Origin of the sequence: Streptomyces sp. Ag109_G2-15, from assembly GCF_900215565.1 — a bacterium.
GTDB lineage: Bacteria > Actinomycetota > Actinomycetes > Streptomycetales > Streptomycetaceae > Streptomyces > Streptomyces diastatochromogenes.
In genome coordinates this window covers 7,550,849-7,568,298 of record NZ_OCNI01000001.1, presented here as the reverse complement: position 1 = coordinate 7,568,298, position 17,450 = coordinate 7,550,849, and the positions used below count along the sequence as shown (strand labels likewise).

Genomic DNA, 17,450 nt, shown 5'->3' with positions numbered 1-17,450 from the left:
CCGGGCGGTGACGAGAGTGACGGGCTGGCGGAACGGATCAGTCGGTGGGCAGCAGGACGCCCGGGTTGAGGAGTCCGTCGGGGTCGAGGCGGCGCTTGACGGCGCGCAGGGCCTCGACACCCAGCGCTCCGGCCTCCCTGACATACCAGTCTCGGTGGTCGGTGCCCACCCCGTGGTGGTGGGTGATCGTGCCGCCGGCGGCGAGTACCGCGTCGTTGGCGGCGTGCTTGGCGTGCGTCCAGTGCGCGACGGGGTCCTCGCCCTGGGCGCTGACGACGGTGAAGTACAGCGAGGCGCCGTTCTCGTACACGTGGGAGATGTGGCACATCACCAGGGGCGGGGTGCCGGCCTCGGTGAGGGTGTCGGCGAGGGCGGTGCGGACCGCCGCGTACAGGTCGGGGATCCGGGACCAGAAGGCGGCGGTCTCCAGCGTCTCGGCGAAGGCTCCCGCGTCGAGCAGGGAGTCGCGCAGGTAGGGCGCCGAGTAGCGGCCGTGGGCCCAGCGTTCGCCCGGTTCGGATCCGATCAGGGTGCCGCCGGCGGCGCGCAGGACGGCCGCCGCCTGCTCGCGGCGCTGGGCCGTGTCCTCGGCCGTGCCCTCGTAGCCGGTGATCGCCATGCATCCGGCGTTGCTCTCCAGGCCGGCGCCGATGGCGTCCGGCTGGGCGAGGCCGATGAGCGTCTCGGTCTCGTCGGACAGGCGCAGCACGGTCGGCCGGGGTCCGTCCTGGGCGAGCCGGCGCAGTGCCGCGGTTCCCTCCTCGAAGGAGGCGAACCGCCAGCCCTCGTAGACCCGCTCCTCCGGCAGCGGGCGGATCCGTACGGTGACGGAGGTGATGACGCCGAAGGCGCCCTCGGAGCCGAGGATCAGCTGGCGCAGGTCGGGTCCGGCGGCGGAGCGGGGGGCTCGGCCCGTCTCGATGGTTCCCTCGGGAGTGGCGAGGGTGAGGCCGAGCACCATCTCGTCGAAGCGGCCGTATCCGGCGGAGGCCTGTCCGCTGGAGCGGGCGGCGGCGAAGCCGCCGATGGTGGCCCACTCGAAGGACTGCGGGAAGTGGCCGAGGGTGAAACCCCGTGCGGCGAGCAGGGCTTCGGCCTCGGGGGCGCGCAGGCCCGGCTGCAGTACGGCGGTGCGGGAGACCGGGTCGAGGTCGAGCAGGCCGGTCATGCGGCGCAGGTCCAGGGCGACGAAGGTGCTCCGCTGGGGCGCGAGTCCGCCCACGACAGAGGTGCCTCCGCCGAAGGGGACGACGGCCAGGCCGTGCACGGCGCAGGCTCGCAGCACGGCGAGGACCTCGTCGTGGGAGGCGGGCAGGACCACGGCCTGCGGGACGTCGGACGTGTCGCCGGCGCGCAGCCGCAGCAGGTCGGGGGTGGACTTGCCGCGGGTGTGCCGGATGCGGCTCTCGGCGTCCGTGCGGACGTGGTCCTCGCCGCCGACGGCCTGGGCGAGCGCCTTGAGCGCCGCCGGGTCGGCCGTGGGCGCGGGCAGGTCGATGTCCTGAAGGGCGAGCGCCGGCGTGGTCCGCGGTTTGACGCCGAGCAGGTCGCGCAGCAGTCCGGTCACCGTGTCGGGCAGCGGTGCCGCCTTGGCCGGGTCGCCCCAGCCGTTCCACAGCATGTCCATCGAAGGGTCGTCCTCACAGGTCGGTGTGCTCGGTTCGCGCGGCGGCGTCTCCGCCCGGCCCCCGGGGCGTTACACTGTGACACATGACGCCTATTCGTCACAACGGTTCGGACAATGATCACGTGCTCGACGCGGTGCGCGACTGTGTGCTGGCCGTCGGGGTCCGCCGCACCACCCTCGCCGACGTGGCCCGCCGCGCCGGCGTCTCCCGGATGACGCTGTACCGGCGCTGGCCCGACCTGCGCACGCTGGTGGGCGACCTGATGACCCGTGAGTGGATCGACGTGGCCACCCGCGCGATACCGGAGCACACGCCCGGCACCGAGACGCGCGGCCGGATCGTGGCGGGGCTGGTGGCGGGGGTGGAGGCGTTCCGCGCCCACCCGCTCTTCCGCAAGATCGTCGACGTCGATCCCGAGCTGCTGCTCCCCTACGTGCTCGACCGGCGCGGGGCGAGCCAGGAGGCGCTGCTGGCCCTGCTGGCCGACGCGCTGCGCGAGGGCCACGCGGACGGCTCCGTGCGCACCGCGCACACCGAACGGCAGGCCCGTGCCCTGCTGTTGATCGTGCAGTCCTTCACCCTGTCCCTGCGCACGATGACCGACGAGGACGATCCCGACCTCGACTCCGCGGCCTTCCTCGGCGAGCTGCGCACCCTTCTGGAGAGGACCCTGACGCCATGAGCCACCTCGAGGCCGTACGAGGCTCGTCCCTCGGCGCGGGTCGGCGTACCCGGGAACTGGCCGAGGCCACCGACGGCAGGGTCGCCGACGTCCTGGTCGTCGGGCTCGGCGCCACGGGGGCCGGAGCCGCCCTGGACGCGGCCGCCCGCGGTCTGGACGTCGTCGCGGTCGACGCCCATGACCTGGCCTTCGGCACCTCCCGCTGGAGTTCCAAGCTCATCCACGGCGGGCTGCGCTATCTGGCCTCCGCGCAGTTCGACGTCGCCCACGAGAGCGCGGTCGAGCGCGGAGTGCTGATGACCCGCACGGCCCCGCACCTGGTCGCCGCCCAGCCGTTCGTGCTGCCGCTGACCCCGCTGGTGTCTCGGGCGCAGGCCTCGCTGGCCTGGGCCGGGTTCCGGGCCGGCGACATGCTGCGGCTGGCCGCCCGGACCCCGCGTCAGGTGCTGCCCGCCCCGCGCCGGCTGTCGGCGACGGAGGCCCGGCACCTGGCGCCCTCGGTGCGCGCGGCCGGGCTGCGCGGCGGGCTGCTGTCCTGGGACGGCCGGGTCACCGACGACGCCCGGCTGGTGACCGCCCTGGCGAGGACCGCCGCCGCGCAGGGCGCCCGGGTGCTGACCCGGGTCAGGGTGCTGGAGCTGACCGGCACGGTCGCCCGCGTCCGCGACGAACTCACCGGCGAGGAGGGCGAGATCCGCGCCCGCGCCGTGATCAACGCCACCGGCGTGTGGGCGGGTGACCTCGTCGACGGCATACGGATCCGGCCCTCCCGCGGCACGCACCTGGTCCTGCGCTCGGAGCGGCTCGGCGCCCTGCCGGCCGGCCTGCACATCCCGATCCCGGGCGAGACCAACCGCTTCGTCCTGGTCCTGCCCCAGGGGGACGGCCGGGTCTACGTCGGCCTCACCGACGAGCCGGTCGACGGCCCGATCCCCGACGTACCGGAGGTCCCCGAGACCGACATCGGCTTCCTGCTGGACGTGCTCGGGTCCGCCCTGGACACGCCGGTCCACCGGGACGAGGTCGTCGGCGCCTTCGCCGGGCTGCGCCCCCTGCTGGACACCGCCGGGCACGACGGCCCGGGTGACGGACCGGCCCGTACCTCCGACATCTCCCGCCGGCACGCGGTGCTGACCTCCCCCGACGGGGTGACCACCATCGTGGGCGGCAAGCTCACCACCTACCGGCGGATGGCCGAGGACGCCGTGGACGCCGCCGTCGAGGCCCGTGGCCTGCCCGCGCGCCCCTCCCCCACCGCCGCCCTGCCGCTGGTCGGCGCCGCCGCACCGGACCGGCTGCGCGCCCTGCCCGCGCCCCGCCGGCTGGTCCGCCGCTACGGCACCGAGGCCCCGGCCGTCCACGCCCTCACGGAGCGGGATCCGGCCCTGGCCGAACCGGTGCTGCCCGGGTACCCGGTCACCCGGGCCGAACTCGTGTGGGCCGCCGGGCACGAGGGCGCCCTCGACGCGGCGGACCTCCTGGACCGGCGCACCCGGATCGGCGTCGTCCCCGAGGACCGCGCGGAGGCGCTCGCGATCGCCCAGGAGGTCCTGGCACAGGCGACCACCGACGTCAGGTCAGTGAACCAGCGTTGACCGGATCACCGGAGCGCGGCCGGGGAACGGTGCCGCTCGGCGGCGGCTCCTCGTCGTGCTCCACCCAGGCCGTCAGCGCGGTGAAGGCGGTGCGGTAGCAGGGCAGGATCGGACGCAGCCGGTCCGGGAAGGTGTCGTAGAGGCTGTCGACGTGGGTTCCGCCCTCGATCCGGTAGTACCGATGCAGTCGGGAGCGGCCCTGCTCGGCGATCATCCGCGCGTAGACGTCGGACTGGACGGTGATCGGCAGCAGTGCGTCCAGGGTTCCGTGCAGCGTGATCATCGGTCTGCCGATGCGGCCGGTGAGGGAGATCCGGGCGACGGCCTCATGGACGGGACGCGGCCGTGCGGCGTAGTCGTACGCGGCGTCGGAGGGGCAGGGGGCGAGGATCTCCTCGGGGGTCGTACCGGCCGAGGCGCCGGGACAGGCGGGGTCGTAGCCGGGGTCGAACTCGGCGCGGTAGATCTTCTGGGTCAGGCCCCAGTACGCCTTCTCGTGGTACGGCCACAGGAACTCCGACCCTCGCGCGAAGCCGGCCGCGTACATGTCCTCGTCGTCGGCCCGGCCCAGTTGGCGGGCGACGGCGGTGGGCAGGAAGGTGAGCAGGTTCGGGCCCTCGGGCCGCCACAGCGGGCCCTCCCAGTCGACGCCGCCGTCGTACAGCTCGGGGTGGTTCTCCAGCTGCCAGCGGGTGAGGTAGCCGCTGTTGGAGATCCCGGTCATGTACGTGCGGCGCGGGGCGTGGCCGTAGTGCTGGGCCACCACGGCCCTGGCGGCCCGGGTGAGCTGGGTCGTGCGCCGGTTCCACTCGGCGACGGCGTCGCCGGGACGAGCGCCGTCGGTGTAGAAGTCCGGGCCGCAGTTGCCCTTGTCGGTGGCGGCGAAGGCATAGCCCTGGGCCAGCACCCAGTCGGAGACGAGGGTGTCCATCGCGTACTGCCTGCGGACGCCCGGGGCACCGGTGACGACCAGCTTGCCGTTCCAGTGTTCGGGCAGCCGCATGACGAACTGGGCGTCGTGGTTCCAGCCGTGCGCGGTGTTGAGGTGCGAGGAGCCGGGGAAGTAGCCGTCGATCTGCCAGCCGGGCACGCCGGAGGGGTTGTGGGTGCCCCGGGCGGTGAGTCCGGCCCAGTCCGCGGGGTCGGTGTAGGGCGTGCCGGTGAGGGCGCTGGTCGTCAGGTCGTCGTGACGGGAGATCAGCTGCCGTTCGGCACCGGGAACCGTGATCCGGCGCCGGCCGCCGGGACCGTCGTCGGCTCGGGCGGCAGCCGTGGGCGTGACCGCCGATGCCGCCAGCAGGGCGGCGGACAGGAGGGTGGTTCGTCGACTGGGGCGCATGACGCACATCGTTGGCCTCCCGCACCGGGTCGGCCATGGAGGGAGCCCACACTCCGACGGCCTCCGCAGTAGAGCCAACGACCATGCTGCGATGGGCGTCTCCGGCGTGCGGGCTGACGGTGCCTACGGCACGCTACGGGACGGTCGAGAGCACGAGCCGACGTCGCAGCCGGGCGGGGAACAGATCAAGGCGTACTCGACCGCTTCCCCGGCGTCCGGCTCGCCGTACCGGCCGCCGAGGTCGAGTTCCAGCGCGGGGGCCTCATTCGCGGGCCGAGGACGCTGCCGGTCGCCTGGCAGCCCGCTCACGCGGAGGGGAGTGTCCGCACCGCCCGGTCGAACGCCGAGTCGCGGCCCCGGTCGAACTCCTCCTTCGTGAAGACCGGTTCGGTCAGCTGCGGCGGGACGCCCGTGCCGTCGAAGGTGCGGCCGGTGCGGGTCAGGTACTCCTCGTTCGGCAGGCCGAAGAGCATGCCGTCGGGAAGGTGGCGCAGCATCACGTCCGAGAAGACGCCCTGCGTGGGCTGCCCGACGCGCACCGTACGGCCCGGCCGGTCCAGGAGTGCCTGGGTGAAGGTCTCCCCCGCGCTCACCGTGGAACCGCCGGTGAGGACGGCGACGGGGCCGGTGTAGCGGGGTGCGTCGGCCGGGACGACCGGAACGGGTTCGGGGCGGGTGTGCCGGGTCGGGTCGGCCGGATCGTTGCGGGCCCGCTTGGAGTACGCGATGTAGGGGGTGTCGGTGAGGCGCTGGGCGATGCGGATGCCGAGGGTGTCGGAGCCGCCGCCGTTGATGCGCAGGTCGATGATCAGCCCCGTCAGGCGTCGCACCCGGCCGGGGGTCAGGATCGTGTTCAGCGCCCTGTCGAGTTCGGCCTGCTGCGCGCTGTACGGGGCGTCCTCGCCGGCGTATCCGCCGAAGCCGGAGATCCGCAGATAGCCCTGGCCGCCGCGCAGGTCGGCATAGGTGATGCGGCCGTCGGCGAAGTCCCGCCGGCAGGGCGCGTCCTCGAGGTCGCGGGCGACGATGAACTTCTTGACCTTCGCGTCCAGTTCCTCGCTCGGCATCTCGGTGCCCGGCCGGACCTGGTAGAAGACGCGGTCGCCGTCCTGGATCCCGACATGGGCGTCGTACAACGGCCGCACCATCCGGCTGAAGACGTCGAAGAGTTCCTTCCTGGTGGTGTCCTTGTGCACCGACGGCCGGTACCGGTCGCGTACGGCGTGCCAGTCGACGCCCTTCGCGGCGAAGAACGGGTAGTTCTCCTCGAAGGTCTGCCAGAAGACGTCGAAGTCGGCACGGGGGTCGTCCGGCAGGACGCGGGTGCAGTCGGCCGGCAGTGCGGCGATCCGTCGGAGCCCCCGGTGGCCCACCGAGCTGTCCGCGGCGAGTACGGCATGGTCGCGGTCGTGCACGGTCCGGACGGTCAGGACGGTGCCGTCCGTCGTCGTGTAGGTGCCGGGTCCCGTCTGCTGTGAGGTGTCGCCCTTGACGCAGCCGGCGGACGTGGTCTGGTACTCCTGGAGGACTCCACCGCCGAGGGTGAGGACGGTGCCGTAGCCGTCCATGCGCCACACACCGTCGGTGCTCGGCCGCGCGGCGGCTGCGGCGGTCGGTGCGGCGGCCGCGGTGAGGGTGAGGGCGACGACGGTGGCCGTGACGATGCGCACGATGTGTCCTTCCGGTGCGTGCCCGCGGTGCCTGCGGGGCACCACCAGCGTGGCCGACGGCGCCGCGCCCGCTCCATCCGGCGAACCGGTGCATCGAAGGTCGGGACAACCCCCGTGTCCCGGTGCCGGCTCAGGCGGAGTGCCGCGCCAGACTCTCCAGGACGGCCACCGCCTGATGAGCGTGCTCGTACGGCACGAAGAGGTGGTCGTGGTGGAACCCGGCGACGACGTTGCAGCTCAGGCCGGCGTCGGCGAGTTCCCGCGCGACCGCGGCGGTCAGCCCCACCGCCTCGAGCGCCGAGTGGACCCGCAAGGTGATCCAGGCGGCCACGTAGTCGTACCCCAGCCCCGCCGCGTCCGCCTCGTCCAGTCGCGCCACCAGGGTCAGGCCCTCCTGCTCGGCGACCGTGACCACCGGGGTGATGCCGGAGGGCACACCTCCCTCGACCGTGGTGAACACATAGCGGCCCGGATTCAGCTCGGGGCGCATCCCGCTCAACAGCTTCTGCAGATCTCTCTCGCCGGTCATGACCACACGGTACGGAACCCGCGATCACCGCTGCTCGAAATGGCTCGGTCTGTCGTCGCGGTAGACCAGACGGCCCAGCCGGGCCGCGCGCTCGCGGGGCATGAGGGCCCAGGTGCCGTCGGTGCGGCGGAGCGCGGCCGAGTGCCACGGGGTGGTCCAGGCGTCCGGGGCGTCGGGCAGGCGGATGCCGTCGTGGCTCTTCAGGGCCCAGGGTGTGGTGAAGGCGTACTCGACGAGCCGGTGGTCGCAGTACGGCACGCGCACCTCCAGGCCCTGGGCCATGCTCAACTGGTCGGCAGGGCGATGCCCTTGTCGAAACCGGGGAGGTCGCGCAGCCAGGACAGTTCCGCGGCCGCCTGCCCGGCGACCGCGGCTGCGCCGCAATGTGCGCCACCGTGGGAATCAACCGGCGCCCCGCTATGGCCCGTACGAGCAGCACTCCGCCAAGACCTGCCCTGCCCTGCCCTGCCGTCAGGGCAGCGCCGTCCTACAGCCCGGCCATGCTGTTCTCGGCGTCCCGGTCGCCGGTCGGCTCGCCCTCCAGCACCCGGGCGAGGTCCGGTCCGGGCACGGTCGCCAGCCGTGGCAGCAGGCAGGTCCAGAACTCGACCATGCGCTCCTTCGACAGCCAGTCCCGGTCCCCGCTGCCGAGGACCTCGAAGCCGACCGTCGCGGCCACCACGGCCCCGGCCACGCACTCGGGCGAAACGTCGTCCGTCAGCTCTCCCGCTTCCTGCGCCTGGGCGACCACGTCGCGCACCCAGCCGTGCCAGGAGTCCACCACCGCGGTCCCGCCGTCCCGCGCGGGGTCGCCGCTGAGCGCGAATCCGGCCCGCATGACCGGGTCGGCCGCGAACGCGACCACCAGCTGGCGAATCGCGGCGACCAGCACCCCGAGCGCACTGCCGCCAGTGGACCGGCAGTGCGCGGTCATCTCCTCCACCGTGCGCGCCGCCCCGCTCTCGATCTCGCTCGCGAGGGCGTCCTTGCTCGGGAAGTGGAAGTGCAGCGCGCCGGCGCTCACCCCGGCCCGCTTGCTGATCGCGGGCAGGGACGCGCGGGCGTATCCGTCGTGGGCGAAGGCCTCCGCCGCCGCGCGGATGAGGGCCTGCCGTGTGCGAACCGCCCGTACCTGCTTGACCATGACGCCCTCCTCCTGGGCCTGCGCGGAGACGAGCCCACACACCTCGGCCGAATATAACCGCATGTTCAGTATGTTTACGAGGGTGCGGTGCGGCAAGACCTGACGGCACGCCAGGACGAAAACACTCAGGAACTGCACAAACGCCTCCGCCCTGGTGATCTGACGCCCCATCGACCACGAAGCAAACCGCGTGCATGGTTTGACTGTCGGGAGCGTGACACACAAGGAAGTCCGCCGCCCGCGACGGGCGGCGGACTTCCGGCGGGCGCACCCGCCCGCACGCTCAGGACGCCGATGGACGCAGCAGCACCGGCAGCGATCGGTATCCGTTCAGCATGAAAGTCGGAAGCGGGGCCAGCTCCTCGGGCGTGCAGGCAAGTTGTACGTCCGGGAACAGATCGAAGAGCTTGGAGAGGGCGGAGGCGGCCTCGATCTCCCCGAGCGGTGCACCGAGGCAGCGGTGCGTTCCGTGGCCGAAGCCGAGGACGTCCCGGTCGCCGCTGCGCAGCAGGTCGAAGCGGTCCGCGTCCGGCCCGTGCCGGTCGCTCTCGTGGCCGCCCGCCGCGAAGTTGACGAGGATGCAGTCGCCCTTGCGGATCCGCACCCCGTCGAGGTCGATGTCCTCGACCGCGAACCGCATCGGCGCGTACGCCCCGGGCGTGTGCACCCGCATGGTCTCGGCGACCACGTCCGCCCAGGTCGCCCGGCCCGCGCGCAGGTGCGCCAGTTGCTCGGGATGGGTCAGCAGGGCGCCGGCCGCGTTGGTGATGAGGGTGGCCGTGGTGTCCTGTCCCGCGGCGATGAACATGAAGAGGGAGCCGAGCAGTTCGTCCTCGGTGAGGCGGTCGCCGTGGTCCCGGGCCGCGATCAGCGAGCTGGTGAGGTCGTCGCCCGGCCGCTCCCGCTTGGCCTTGACCAGCGCGGCGAGCCGCCCGAAGGCCTCCAGCCGGGCGGCCTCCATCTCCTGGCCGCTGACGGTGGAGCTGAACACCGTGCTGAGCGCCGCGGACAGCGCGTCCGTCTCGGCGCCCTGCGGTACGCCGAACAGCTCGCAGATGACCCGCAGCGGCAGCACCTCCGCGTACGCGGTGCGCAGGTCGACCGGGGTGCCGGGCGGGAGGGCGGCCAGTTCGCCGAGCAGTTCGGCCGACAGCTCCCGCACCCGGGGACGCAGCGCCTCGGAGCGTCGCGCGGTGAACGCGCCGGCCACGAGGCGGCGCAGCCTGGTGTGGTGCTCCCCGTAGGCGAACAGCATGTTCTCGTTCGCCACCCACGGATAGAGCGGCCACTCCTCGGTTATCTTCCCCTCGATGAACGGCGGCCAGTGCAGGCGGGCGCTGCGCGAGACGCGCGGGTCGGTCAGCAGCTGCTCCACGTACCTCTGCTGTACGACGGCCCAGGCGAGCACGCCGCCCGGCAACTCCACCTGGACCGCGGGGCCTTGGGCGCGCAGCATCGCGGCCTCCCCCAGGTGGTCCTGGCCGGTGAGGTCGAGGGCGTACGGGCAGGCGGTCTCTTCCATCGGTGTGCTCCCTGGGTCGGTCCTGCATCACGTTGTGGCGTTGCGACGTGCCCATGGCAGCGATGTCCGCTCCCCCGGCTCCCGGCGTCCGCGGTCCGCGGAGAGACCCCGGTCAGCCGGCGGCCTGCGCCTCCTGCGGTTCCCGGCGCAGCTCCATGGCCTCTTCGTAGACGCGCCGGCCCCGGTCGAGCGACATGTCCAGGCGCACCAGCACCGCGGGGACCGCGATGCTGGTCATCAGGTGCCGGTAGAGGTCGACCACGCGTTCCATCAGGTCGGCATGGTCGTTCATGATCTTGGACAGCACCTGCGCCCCGGTGAACGCGGCGACGAACGCCTTCGCCGCTGCCTCCACGTCGACCTGGGGCAGCACCTCCCCGTTCGCCTTCGCCCGCTCCAGGAGCGTGGCGTTGTAGTCGACCCAGGAGGCCATCGGCACCCGCCGGTCCAGCCCGTCGTGCGGTGACCCCTGGTCCACGGTGAGGCGGATGCTGCCGCGCACCATGGGGTCGCCCGAGCCGAGCAGATGAGCGAGGAGGAAGCCGGCGTCCAGTCCCTCCTGGAGCACCAGCTCCCGCGGCGGCGATTCCGGCACCGACTTCAGCTGGTCGGTCAGCACCGCCTGGGCGAGCTGCTCCTTGGAGGAGAAGTGGAAGTAGAGGGCGCCCTTGGTGACGTTCGCCCGCTGGAGGATCTCCGAGATGGTCGCCGCCTCGTAGCCGACGTCGGCGAACACGTCGGCGGCTGCCACCAGGATGTTGCGCCTCGTCCTGATCGCTCGTTCCTGCAGGGCCACGGCACATCCTCCGCACTGGCTTCACGGACCGGTCGGCCACAAAAAGAAACCGACAGGTACGTATCCTGCCACCTCGGAAGATGGCCTTTCAACCATGTGAACGCCCCCTCCTCACCCGGTACGCCAGAACTCCTCGAGCCGTCGCTGACCGCCACAATAAAACCTGTCGCCCGGTATCTCAACGTTCGCGCAGCGTCTGCCTGTGCAGGGAAGTCCGCCAGAGCGGACCGGAGTTGAGCATCCCGCTTACTTCTGAGGCCGAGGAGCGTCCTCAAGACACCACAGTTCGGCCACCGTTGGCAGAAATTTGGCTTGATAAGCAAACCGGGAGGTCCGTATCTTCTGACTCTGCGCATCCCTACCCTTCCGGATCTGCGACGACGGGAGAGGACCATGACCCTTCTGACACCCCAGGTACATCTCCCCTCCTTGCCGGAGATCGAGCACTACGGCACGAATCAGGCGCTCGGTCCGGACACGTTCCGACCCGACGGTCTGGATTCCGGGCCCGGCGGAGCCCTCTCCGGCACCGTGTCCGGCGAGTTGACCCGGCTCCTCTTCGACGGCGACGACCGGGAGCACATCCACGGGATGTGGCGCGACCTCATCTCGAAGGACACCTTCCGTCACCGCCCCGGGCTCGGCTCCGCCGAGCGTGCCGCCCTCTCCTACGAGTGGCTGCGTCTGGTGAACGACACGGCCGGCGGGGCCGAGCGGCTGGCGGACGACCCGCGGCTGCTGGCGGGGTTGCACGAGTGGGCGGCGATCGTGGACGGCGGCGGGGGCCTGTGCACGGTGGCGAGCATCCACTACAACCTGTTCCTCGGCAGCCTGCTCGATCACGAGGGCGCGGAACGCCGGGATCTGTCCGACTTCACGACCCTGCGGCGTACCGGCACGTTCCTGTGCACCGAGCTGGACCACGGCAACGACGCCTCGGCCCTGGAGACCACCGCCGAACTGGACCCGGCCACCGGCGGTTTCGTGCTGAACACACCGCACCCCGGCGCCCAGAAGTTCATGCCCAACACCAGCATGACCGGCGGACCGAAGAGTGCCGTGGTGGCCGCCCGCCTCATAGTCGACGGCCGGGACGAGGGCGTCTTCCTGTTCCTGACGCCACTGAGCGACGAGCGGGGCCTGCTGCCGGGGGTGCGGGTCCGCCGGCTGCCGCTGCGTACCGGCGCCCCGGTGGACCACTGCCTGACCGCGTTCGACCGGGTGCTGCTGCCGCGCGACGCGCTGCTGGAGTCCGAGCACGGCCGCCTGGACACCGACGGCCGTTTCCATAGTAATCTCGGCAATCGGCGCAAGCGGTTCCTGCAGTCCATCGGCCGGGTCACGATGGGCAAGCTGTGCATGAGCGGTGCCGCCGTCGGTGCGACCCGGGCCGCGCTCTCCATAGCCGTCCGCTACGGCGACCACCGGCAGGTCAGCGGGCCCCGCGCGGGCGAACGCATCCCGGTCAACGCCCACCGATCGCACCACGGGCGGCTGCTGAAGGGCCTGGCCTCGGCCTACGCCATGACCTTCCTGCACCGCTCGGTGCTCGCCCGCTGGGCCGCCGTGCACGCCGGCGGCGACGCCGGAGAGCGCGCGGAGACGGAGCGGCTGATCGCGATCGCCAAGAGCTGGATCACCTGGCAGGCGCGGGACATCACCATCGAGTGCCGGGAACGGTGCGGTGCGCAGGGCCTGTTCGCCGCCAACGGTCTGTCCGAGTTCCCGCAGTACGTCGAGGGCACGATCACCGCCGAGGGCGACAACCTGGTGATCTGGGTGAAGGCCGCCGCCGAGATGCTCTTCGAGCACCAGCCGCCCCGCGAGGCCCCCGAACCCCCCGGTGACGTGGAGCGGCTGACGGATCCCCGGCATCTGCGCGGACTGCTCGCCCGGGCCGAGGCCGCCTGGCAGGACCGGGCCCGGGCGGCGCTGCGCCGGGGTCCCTCCGGGGATCCGGTGGAGCGGTGGAACGGCGCTTCGTCCGCCGCCCTGGAGATGGTCTCGGTGCACGCCCGGCTGCAGGCGGCCGACGCCTTCCTGGACGCGGTCGCCCGGGCGACGGACCCTGAGGCCCGCGAACTGCTGGAGCGGCTCTGCCGGTTGTTCCTGCTGCAGCAGCTGGGCGAGCACACCGGCGACCTGCTGGCCGACGGCCATCTCTCCGCCGAGCAGGTGCGCGCCCTGCCCCAGCTGCTGGACGAGCTGCTGCGCGACCTCGCCCCGCACATGACGGACCTGATCGAGGGCTTCGATCTGCCCACCGCGTACCTGGAGGGAATCCCGCTGGCCAACTCGGGCCGCCTCTCCCTGGCGGACTACACGACCGAGGCCGAGTGACAGCACTCCGAAAGGCGCGATGCGGACCCCGGGATCAGCGGAACATCTGATCCCGGGTCAGGGCCGTGCGAGGCCGTCGACCCACGCCTGGAGGCGTTCGCCCTGAGCGGCCATCAGGCCGGGGTCGCGCAGGGTGTTGGTGAGGACCGACATGCCCTGGTAGGCGGCGACCAGTTCGATGGCGAGGGCGTGGGCGTCGGGGCGGCCCAGCTCGGTGAACTGGCCCTCGACCCAGTCGATCAGGGCCCGCATGACCTGGGCGGCGGCCAGGTCCAGGCCGTCGTCGCGCTTGTCGAGTTCGGTGGCCAGGGTGCCGAAGGGGCAGCCGAAGCGGGCGGCGGTCTCCCGCTCCTCGACCCAGCCCGCGATCAGGGTCTTCAGCCGGGCGGCCGGGTCGGGGAGCCGCTCCAGGCCGGCCGTGAGCGCGGTGAGCTGGTCGCAGTGGGCCTCCACGGCGGCCTCGACCAGCTGGTCCTTGGTCTTGAAGTAGTAGTAGACGTTGCCGAGGGGCACGTCGGCGGCGCGGGCGATGTCCGCGAGGGTGGTCTTCTCCACGCCCTGCTGGTGGAAGACCTGGACGGCCGCTTCGACCAGGCGTGCGCGCTTGCCGCCCCTGCGGGAGGTGGCGGCTCCGGCCGTCGTACCGGATTTTGAGTCAGTCACCTGACTAAGGATAGACAGCGCCCGGTGGACCGGCTAGCGTAGCGACTTAGTTAGTCAACTAACTCAGTTCAACCGACTCGGTCGAGGAGACGTCATGATCGTCGTAACGGGTGGTACGGGGAACGTCGGGCGGGCCCTGGTCGCGCAGCTGGCCGCGGAGGGAGAGGCCGTGACCGCGGTGGCCCGGCGCATCACCCCCGAGGACGTCCCGGCGGGGGTGCGGGCCGTGGCCGCCGATCTCGGGCAGCCGGCCGGTCTCGGCCCCGCGCTGGAGGGGGCCACGGCACTGTTCCTGCTCGTCGCCGGGGACGACCCGGAGGGAATCCTCAAGCAGGCCGCCGCGGCCGGCGTCACCAAGGTGGTCCTGCTGTCCTCCCAGGGCGTGGGCACCCGGCCGCACGGCTACGCGCACGCCGCCGGCTTCGAGGCGGCCCTGGCCCGATCCGGACTGGCCTTCACCGTGCTGCGCTCGGGCGGGATGGCCTCCAACGCGTTCGCCTGGGCCGAGCCCGTGCGGCACCACCGCACCGCGGCGGCACCCTTCGCCGACGTGGCCCTGCCGTTCGTCGACCCGGACGACGTCGCCGCGGTCGCCGCCGCTGTCCTGCGCCGGGACGGGCACGACGGCCTCACCTACACCCTGACCGGCCCCGAGGCCACCACACCCCGGCAGCGGGCCGCCGCCCTCGCCGAGGCCCTCGCCGAGCCGGTGACCTTCGTGGAACAGAGCCGCGAGGAAGCCCGCGCGCAGATGGCGCAGTTCATGCCGAGCGCGGTGGTGGAGGCAACCCTGTCCATCCTCGGCGACCCGACCCCGGAGGAACAGACGGTCAGCGGGGACGTCGAGCGGATCCTGGGGCGACCTGCGGCTCCCTTCGCGGCGTGGGCGGCACGCAACGCACCCGCGTTCCGCTGAAGCTCGGAACTCACCCAGAAGCCGGTGCCCCGACGGCCTCACGGGATCTCCTGCTCGGCCCAGATGATCTTCCCCTCGGCCGTGTACCGGGCGCCCCAGCGGAGGGCGAGCTGGGCCACCAGGAACAGTCCGCGGCCGCCCTCGTCCGTGCTGCGGGCGTGTCTCAACCGGGGGGCGGTGCTGCTGGCGTCGGCGACCTCGCAGGTCAGGCGGGCGTCGCGGAGCAGCCGTAGCCGGATGGGCGAGTCGGCGTAGCGGATCGCGTTGGTGACCAGTTCGCTGACGATGAGTTCCGTCGTCATGGCCTGTTCGGGGAAGCCCCAGTCGATCACCTGGCGGGTCGCCTCGGCCCGGACATGTCCGACGGCGGCCGGGTCGGCGGGCACGTCCCACGACGCCACCTGGTCCGCGGCGAGGGTGTGGCTGCGGGCCAGCAGCAGGGCGATGTCATCGGGCTGCGGCTCGGACACCAGTTGCTGCACCGCGGAGGTGCACAGCGTGCCGAGGTCCGCCTCGGTCCGGGCCAGCGCCTCGCAGAGCCGGGCCATGCCCGACTCCACGTCCCCGTCGCTTCCTTCGATGAGGCCGTCGGTGAAGAGACCGAGGAGGCTGTTCTCGGCCAGCTCGATCTCGGCGGCTTCGAAGGCCATGCCGCCCAGCCCGAGCGGCGGCCCGGCCGGGATCTCGGGGTAGTAGGCGTGTCCGTCCGGTGTGACGATGACGGGTGGCGGGTGCCCGGCCCGGGCCATCGAGCACCGCCGGGAGACCGGGTCGTAGACGGCGTAGAGGCAGGTCGCGCCGGTGAAGGTCGACGTGCTCCGGTCGGCCGGGGCCCGCTCGGTCTCCTCGTCGGTCAGCCGCAGCACCAGGTCGTCGAGGTGGGCGAGCAGTTCGTCGGGCGGCATCTGCATGTCGGCGAGGGTCTGCACCGCCGTACGCAGGCGGCCCATGCTGGCCGCCGCGCTGATGCCATGGCCCACCACGTCACCGACGACGAGGCCGACGCGTGCGCCGGACAGGGGGATCACGTCGAACCAGTCGCCGCCGACCCCGCCCGTCGGGTCCGCCGGAAGGTAGGAGGAGGCGACCTCCACCGCCGTTCCGCCGGTCAGGGCGTGGGGCAGCAGGCTGCGCTGCAGGGTGACGGCCGCGGTGTGCTCGCGGGTGTAGCGGCGGGCGTTGTCGACGCACACCGCCGCGCGTGCCACCAGCTCCTGGGCCAGCAGGACGTCGTCGGGCCCGAACGGGACCGTGTTGAGCGACCGGGCGAACGTGGTGAGGCCCAGTGCCGTGTTCCTCGCCCGCATCGGCACGGAGATGAGGGAGTGCACACCGAACTCCCGGATGCGGGCCGCTCTCTCGGGCTGCTCGGTGGCCCACAGGGCGTCGGACGGGTCGAGGACCGGGATGAGGACCGGCTCGCCGCTGATGAGGAGGTTGACGTCGCTGGGCGGAGGCAGGAAGTACACCTCCTCGCCGATCCGCACCACGGCCTCGGGAACGCCCTCCCGCACCGACTGCAGTCCCGCGCGGCGCATCGTCGGCCGGGCGGGCGCCGGTCCGGCGTCGGTCAGCCAGGCTCCGTGGCCCTCGGTGCTGAGCACGGGCTCCAGGAGGTCGACGGCGACGAAGTCGGCGAAGCGCGGGACCGCGAAGTCGGCCAGTTCCTGGGCCGTCTCCAGCACGTCGAGGGTGGTGCCGATGCGAGTGCCGGCCTCGTTGACCAGGGACAGGAGCCGGCGGGCGGTCCAGCGCTCGGTGACGTCCAGGACCATGTAGCAGACCGCGGTGGTGGTGCCCTCGGCGTCCACCAGGGGGAAGAAGGAGGTGGAGTAGGCGTGCTGGCGGTGCGGATCGGCCCAGCTCCAGCCGCTGTACTCGTAGTCGGTGACCGGCTCCCCCGTCGCCAGCACCTTGCGCATCAGGCCTTCCAGGGTGTCCGCCTGCAGCCCGGGCAGCAGTTCGCTCAGCCGGCGCCCCAGCCGCTGTTCCCGGGGCACACCGCCGAACCGTTCCAGCGTGTCGTTCAGCCAGATGTAGCGCAGCTCCAGATCCATCACGGCCATGCCGACCGGTGCGCGGGTCAGGAATCCGTCGAGGACGGACTGGCCGACCGTCCACTGCGGCCGCTGCTCCCGGGCCGAGAGCAGAAAGCACTCCTGCCCTCCCATCCGGAAGGCCGCCGAGACCCGGAGATCGATCTCGATGCGGCGGCCGTCCCGGTGTCGTACGGGCACGAGACCGTTCCATCCCATTCCGGCGCGGCACCGCTCCGCGATGCCGGCGGCACGGGCCGGGTCCTCGGGCACCGCCAGCAGGCGCGCGGCGGGGTGGCCGACGACCCCGGGCGCGGGGCGGCCGAGCAGCGCTTCCGCGCCCCTCGTCCAACCGACCACGACGCCGTCCGCCGAGATCACCGCCGCAGCGTCGGTGGAGGCGTCCAGGAGATCACGCGGTTCCACAGATGTGGACGCGTCGAAACCCTTTCGCGGTGGTTCCATCTGCTCCATCCTCTTTCTTCACCATGGTCCTGCTTGTTCACCGGATACGCACGGGCCGGTGCTGGGGTTGGGGCAGGCGGAACCAGGGGGCAGCATGGAGGTGACGGTCATCGGCGCTCGGGCGT

At 72.5% G+C, this 17,450-nt stretch carries 13 protein-coding genes and 2 pseudogenes; 4 read left to right on the top strand and 11 right to left on the bottom strand.

Annotated elements, in window-relative coordinates; genetic code table 11:
• Window positions 1-37: 37 nt before the first annotated feature.
• On the bottom strand, window positions 38-1,627 hold the full coding sequence (locus tag CRP49_RS34055) for an FAD-binding oxidoreductase (RefSeq protein ID WP_179851835.1): 1,590 nt from the start codon (window positions 1,625-1,627) through the stop codon (window positions 38-40).
• Window positions 1,628-1,710: 83 nt separating this feature from the next.
• Here CRP49_RS34055 and CRP49_RS34050 point away from each other — a divergent pair, with 83 nt between their 5' ends.
• Window positions 1,711-2,310 (top strand): TetR/AcrR family transcriptional regulator, encoded by a 600-nt coding sequence (locus CRP49_RS34050; protein ID WP_097256812.1) that lies wholly within the window; start codon window positions 1,711-1,713, stop codon window positions 2,308-2,310.
• Window positions 2,307-3,905 carry a glycerol-3-phosphate dehydrogenase/oxidase gene (locus tag CRP49_RS34045; RefSeq protein WP_097256811.1) on the top strand — a complete coding sequence of 533 codons (1,599 nt, stop codon included), beginning with the start codon at window positions 2,307-2,309 and terminating at the stop codon, window positions 3,903-3,905. The genes CRP49_RS34050 and CRP49_RS34045 overlap by 4 nt, the downstream gene beginning before the upstream one ends.
• On the opposite strand, the gene CRP49_RS34040 is transcribed toward CRP49_RS34045, so the two are convergent.
• From CRP49_RS34040 to CRP49_RS34010, 8 genes and pseudogenes are all read right to left on the bottom strand, one after another.
• A complete protein-coding gene (locus CRP49_RS34040; protein WP_097256810.1) occupies window positions 3,883-5,244 on the bottom strand; it encodes a tannase/feruloyl esterase family alpha/beta hydrolase in 1,362 nt (453 codons plus the stop codon). The two genes, CRP49_RS34045 and CRP49_RS34040, sit on opposite strands and share 23 nt — an antisense overlap.
• Window positions 5,245-5,549: 305 nt before the next feature.
• Window positions 5,550-6,914, bottom strand: a complete 1,365-nt coding sequence (locus tag CRP49_RS34035; protein ID WP_097256809.1) for a S41 family peptidase — start codon at window positions 6,912-6,914, stop codon at window positions 5,550-5,552.
• A 130-nt stretch (window positions 6,915-7,044) separates the two neighbouring features.
• Complete coding sequence (locus tag CRP49_RS34030; protein ID WP_097256808.1) at window positions 7,045-7,443, bottom strand: ACT domain-containing protein; 399 nt, start codon at window positions 7,441-7,443, stop codon at window positions 7,045-7,047.
• A 24-nt stretch (window positions 7,444-7,467) separates the two neighbouring features.
• Window positions 7,468-7,632, bottom strand: a pseudogene (locus CRP49_RS49240) (pyoverdine biosynthesis protein PvcA); the annotation flags it as partial.
• Window positions 7,630-7,737: pseudogene (locus CRP49_RS48895) on the bottom strand (asparagine synthase-related protein); the annotation flags it as partial. The pseudogenes CRP49_RS48895 and CRP49_RS49240, both read right to left, overlap by 3 nt.
• A 193-nt stretch (window positions 7,738-7,930) precedes the next feature.
• Window positions 7,931-8,650, bottom strand: coding sequence for a ScbR family autoregulator-binding transcription factor (locus tag CRP49_RS34020; RefSeq protein ID WP_257033581.1), 720 nt, complete (start codon window positions 8,648-8,650; stop codon window positions 7,931-7,933).
• 220 nt (window positions 8,651-8,870) lie between these two features.
• Complete coding sequence (locus CRP49_RS34015; protein ID WP_097256806.1) at window positions 8,871-10,109, bottom strand: cytochrome P450; 1,239 nt, start codon at window positions 10,107-10,109, stop codon at window positions 8,871-8,873.
• A 112-nt stretch (window positions 10,110-10,221) separates the two neighbouring features.
• The gene (locus tag CRP49_RS34010; RefSeq protein WP_097256805.1) at window positions 10,222-10,905 is read right to left on the bottom strand and encodes a ScbR family autoregulator-binding transcription factor; all 684 of its coding nucleotides are present in this window, start codon (window positions 10,903-10,905) and stop codon (window positions 10,222-10,224) included.
• Between the two features lie 393 nt (window positions 10,906-11,298).
• On the opposite strand from CRP49_RS34010, the gene CRP49_RS34005 reads away from it, so the two are divergent.
• Window positions 11,299-13,245 (top strand): acyl-CoA dehydrogenase, encoded by a 1,947-nt coding sequence (locus CRP49_RS34005; protein ID WP_097256804.1) that lies wholly within the window; start codon window positions 11,299-11,301, stop codon window positions 13,243-13,245.
• Between the two features lie 57 nt (window positions 13,246-13,302).
• On the opposite strand, the gene CRP49_RS34000 is transcribed toward CRP49_RS34005, so the two are convergent.
• Window positions 13,303-13,908, bottom strand: coding sequence for a TetR/AcrR family transcriptional regulator (locus CRP49_RS34000; RefSeq protein ID WP_097256803.1), 606 nt, complete (start codon window positions 13,906-13,908; stop codon window positions 13,303-13,305).
• A gap of 94 nt (window positions 13,909-14,002) precedes the next feature.
• Here CRP49_RS34000 and CRP49_RS33995 point away from each other — a divergent pair, with 94 nt between their 5' ends.
• The gene (locus CRP49_RS33995) at window positions 14,003-14,824 is read left to right on the top strand and encodes an SDR family oxidoreductase (RefSeq protein ID WP_097256802.1); all 822 of its coding nucleotides are present in this window, start codon (window positions 14,003-14,005) and stop codon (window positions 14,822-14,824) included.
• Between the two features lie 38 nt (window positions 14,825-14,862).
• On the opposite strand, the gene CRP49_RS33990 is transcribed toward CRP49_RS33995, so the two are convergent.
• The gene (locus CRP49_RS33990) at window positions 14,863-17,325 is read right to left on the bottom strand and encodes a SpoIIE family protein phosphatase (RefSeq protein WP_097256801.1); all 2,463 of its coding nucleotides are present in this window, start codon (window positions 17,323-17,325) and stop codon (window positions 14,863-14,865) included.
• Between the last annotated feature and the right edge of the window lie 125 nt (window positions 17,326-17,450).

Coding starts and splice junctions, on each gene's coding strand:
- CRP49_RS33990 (WP_097256801.1), bottom strand. CDS start 17,325: ATGGAACCACCGCGAAAGGGTTTCGACGCGTCCACATCTGTGGAACCG.
- CRP49_RS34030 (WP_097256808.1), bottom strand. CDS start 7,443: ATGACCGGCGAGAGAGATCTGCAGAAGCTGTTGAGCGGGATGCGCCCC.
- CRP49_RS34040 (WP_097256810.1), bottom strand. CDS start 5,244: ATGCGCCCCAGTCGACGAACCACCCTCCTGTCCGCCGCCCTGCTGGCG.
- CRP49_RS33995 (WP_097256802.1), top strand. CDS start 14,003: ATGATCGTCGTAACGGGTGGTACGGGGAACGTCGGGCGGGCCCTGGTC.
- CRP49_RS34050 (WP_097256812.1), top strand. CDS start 1,711: ATGACGCCTATTCGTCACAACGGTTCGGACAATGATCACGTGCTCGAC.
- CRP49_RS34020 (WP_257033581.1), bottom strand. CDS start 8,650: ATGCGGTTATATTCGGCCGAGGTGTGTGGGCTCGTCTCCGCGCAGGCC.
- CRP49_RS34015 (WP_097256806.1), bottom strand. CDS start 10,109: ATGGAAGAGACCGCCTGCCCGTACGCCCTCGACCTCACCGGCCAGGAC.
- CRP49_RS34055 (WP_179851835.1), bottom strand. CDS start 1,627: ATGGACATGCTGTGGAACGGCTGGGGCGACCCGGCCAAGGCGGCACCG.
- CRP49_RS34045 (WP_097256811.1), top strand. CDS start 2,307: ATGAGCCACCTCGAGGCCGTACGAGGCTCGTCCCTCGGCGCGGGTCGG.
- CRP49_RS34005 (WP_097256804.1), top strand. CDS start 11,299: ATGACCCTTCTGACACCCCAGGTACATCTCCCCTCCTTGCCGGAGATC.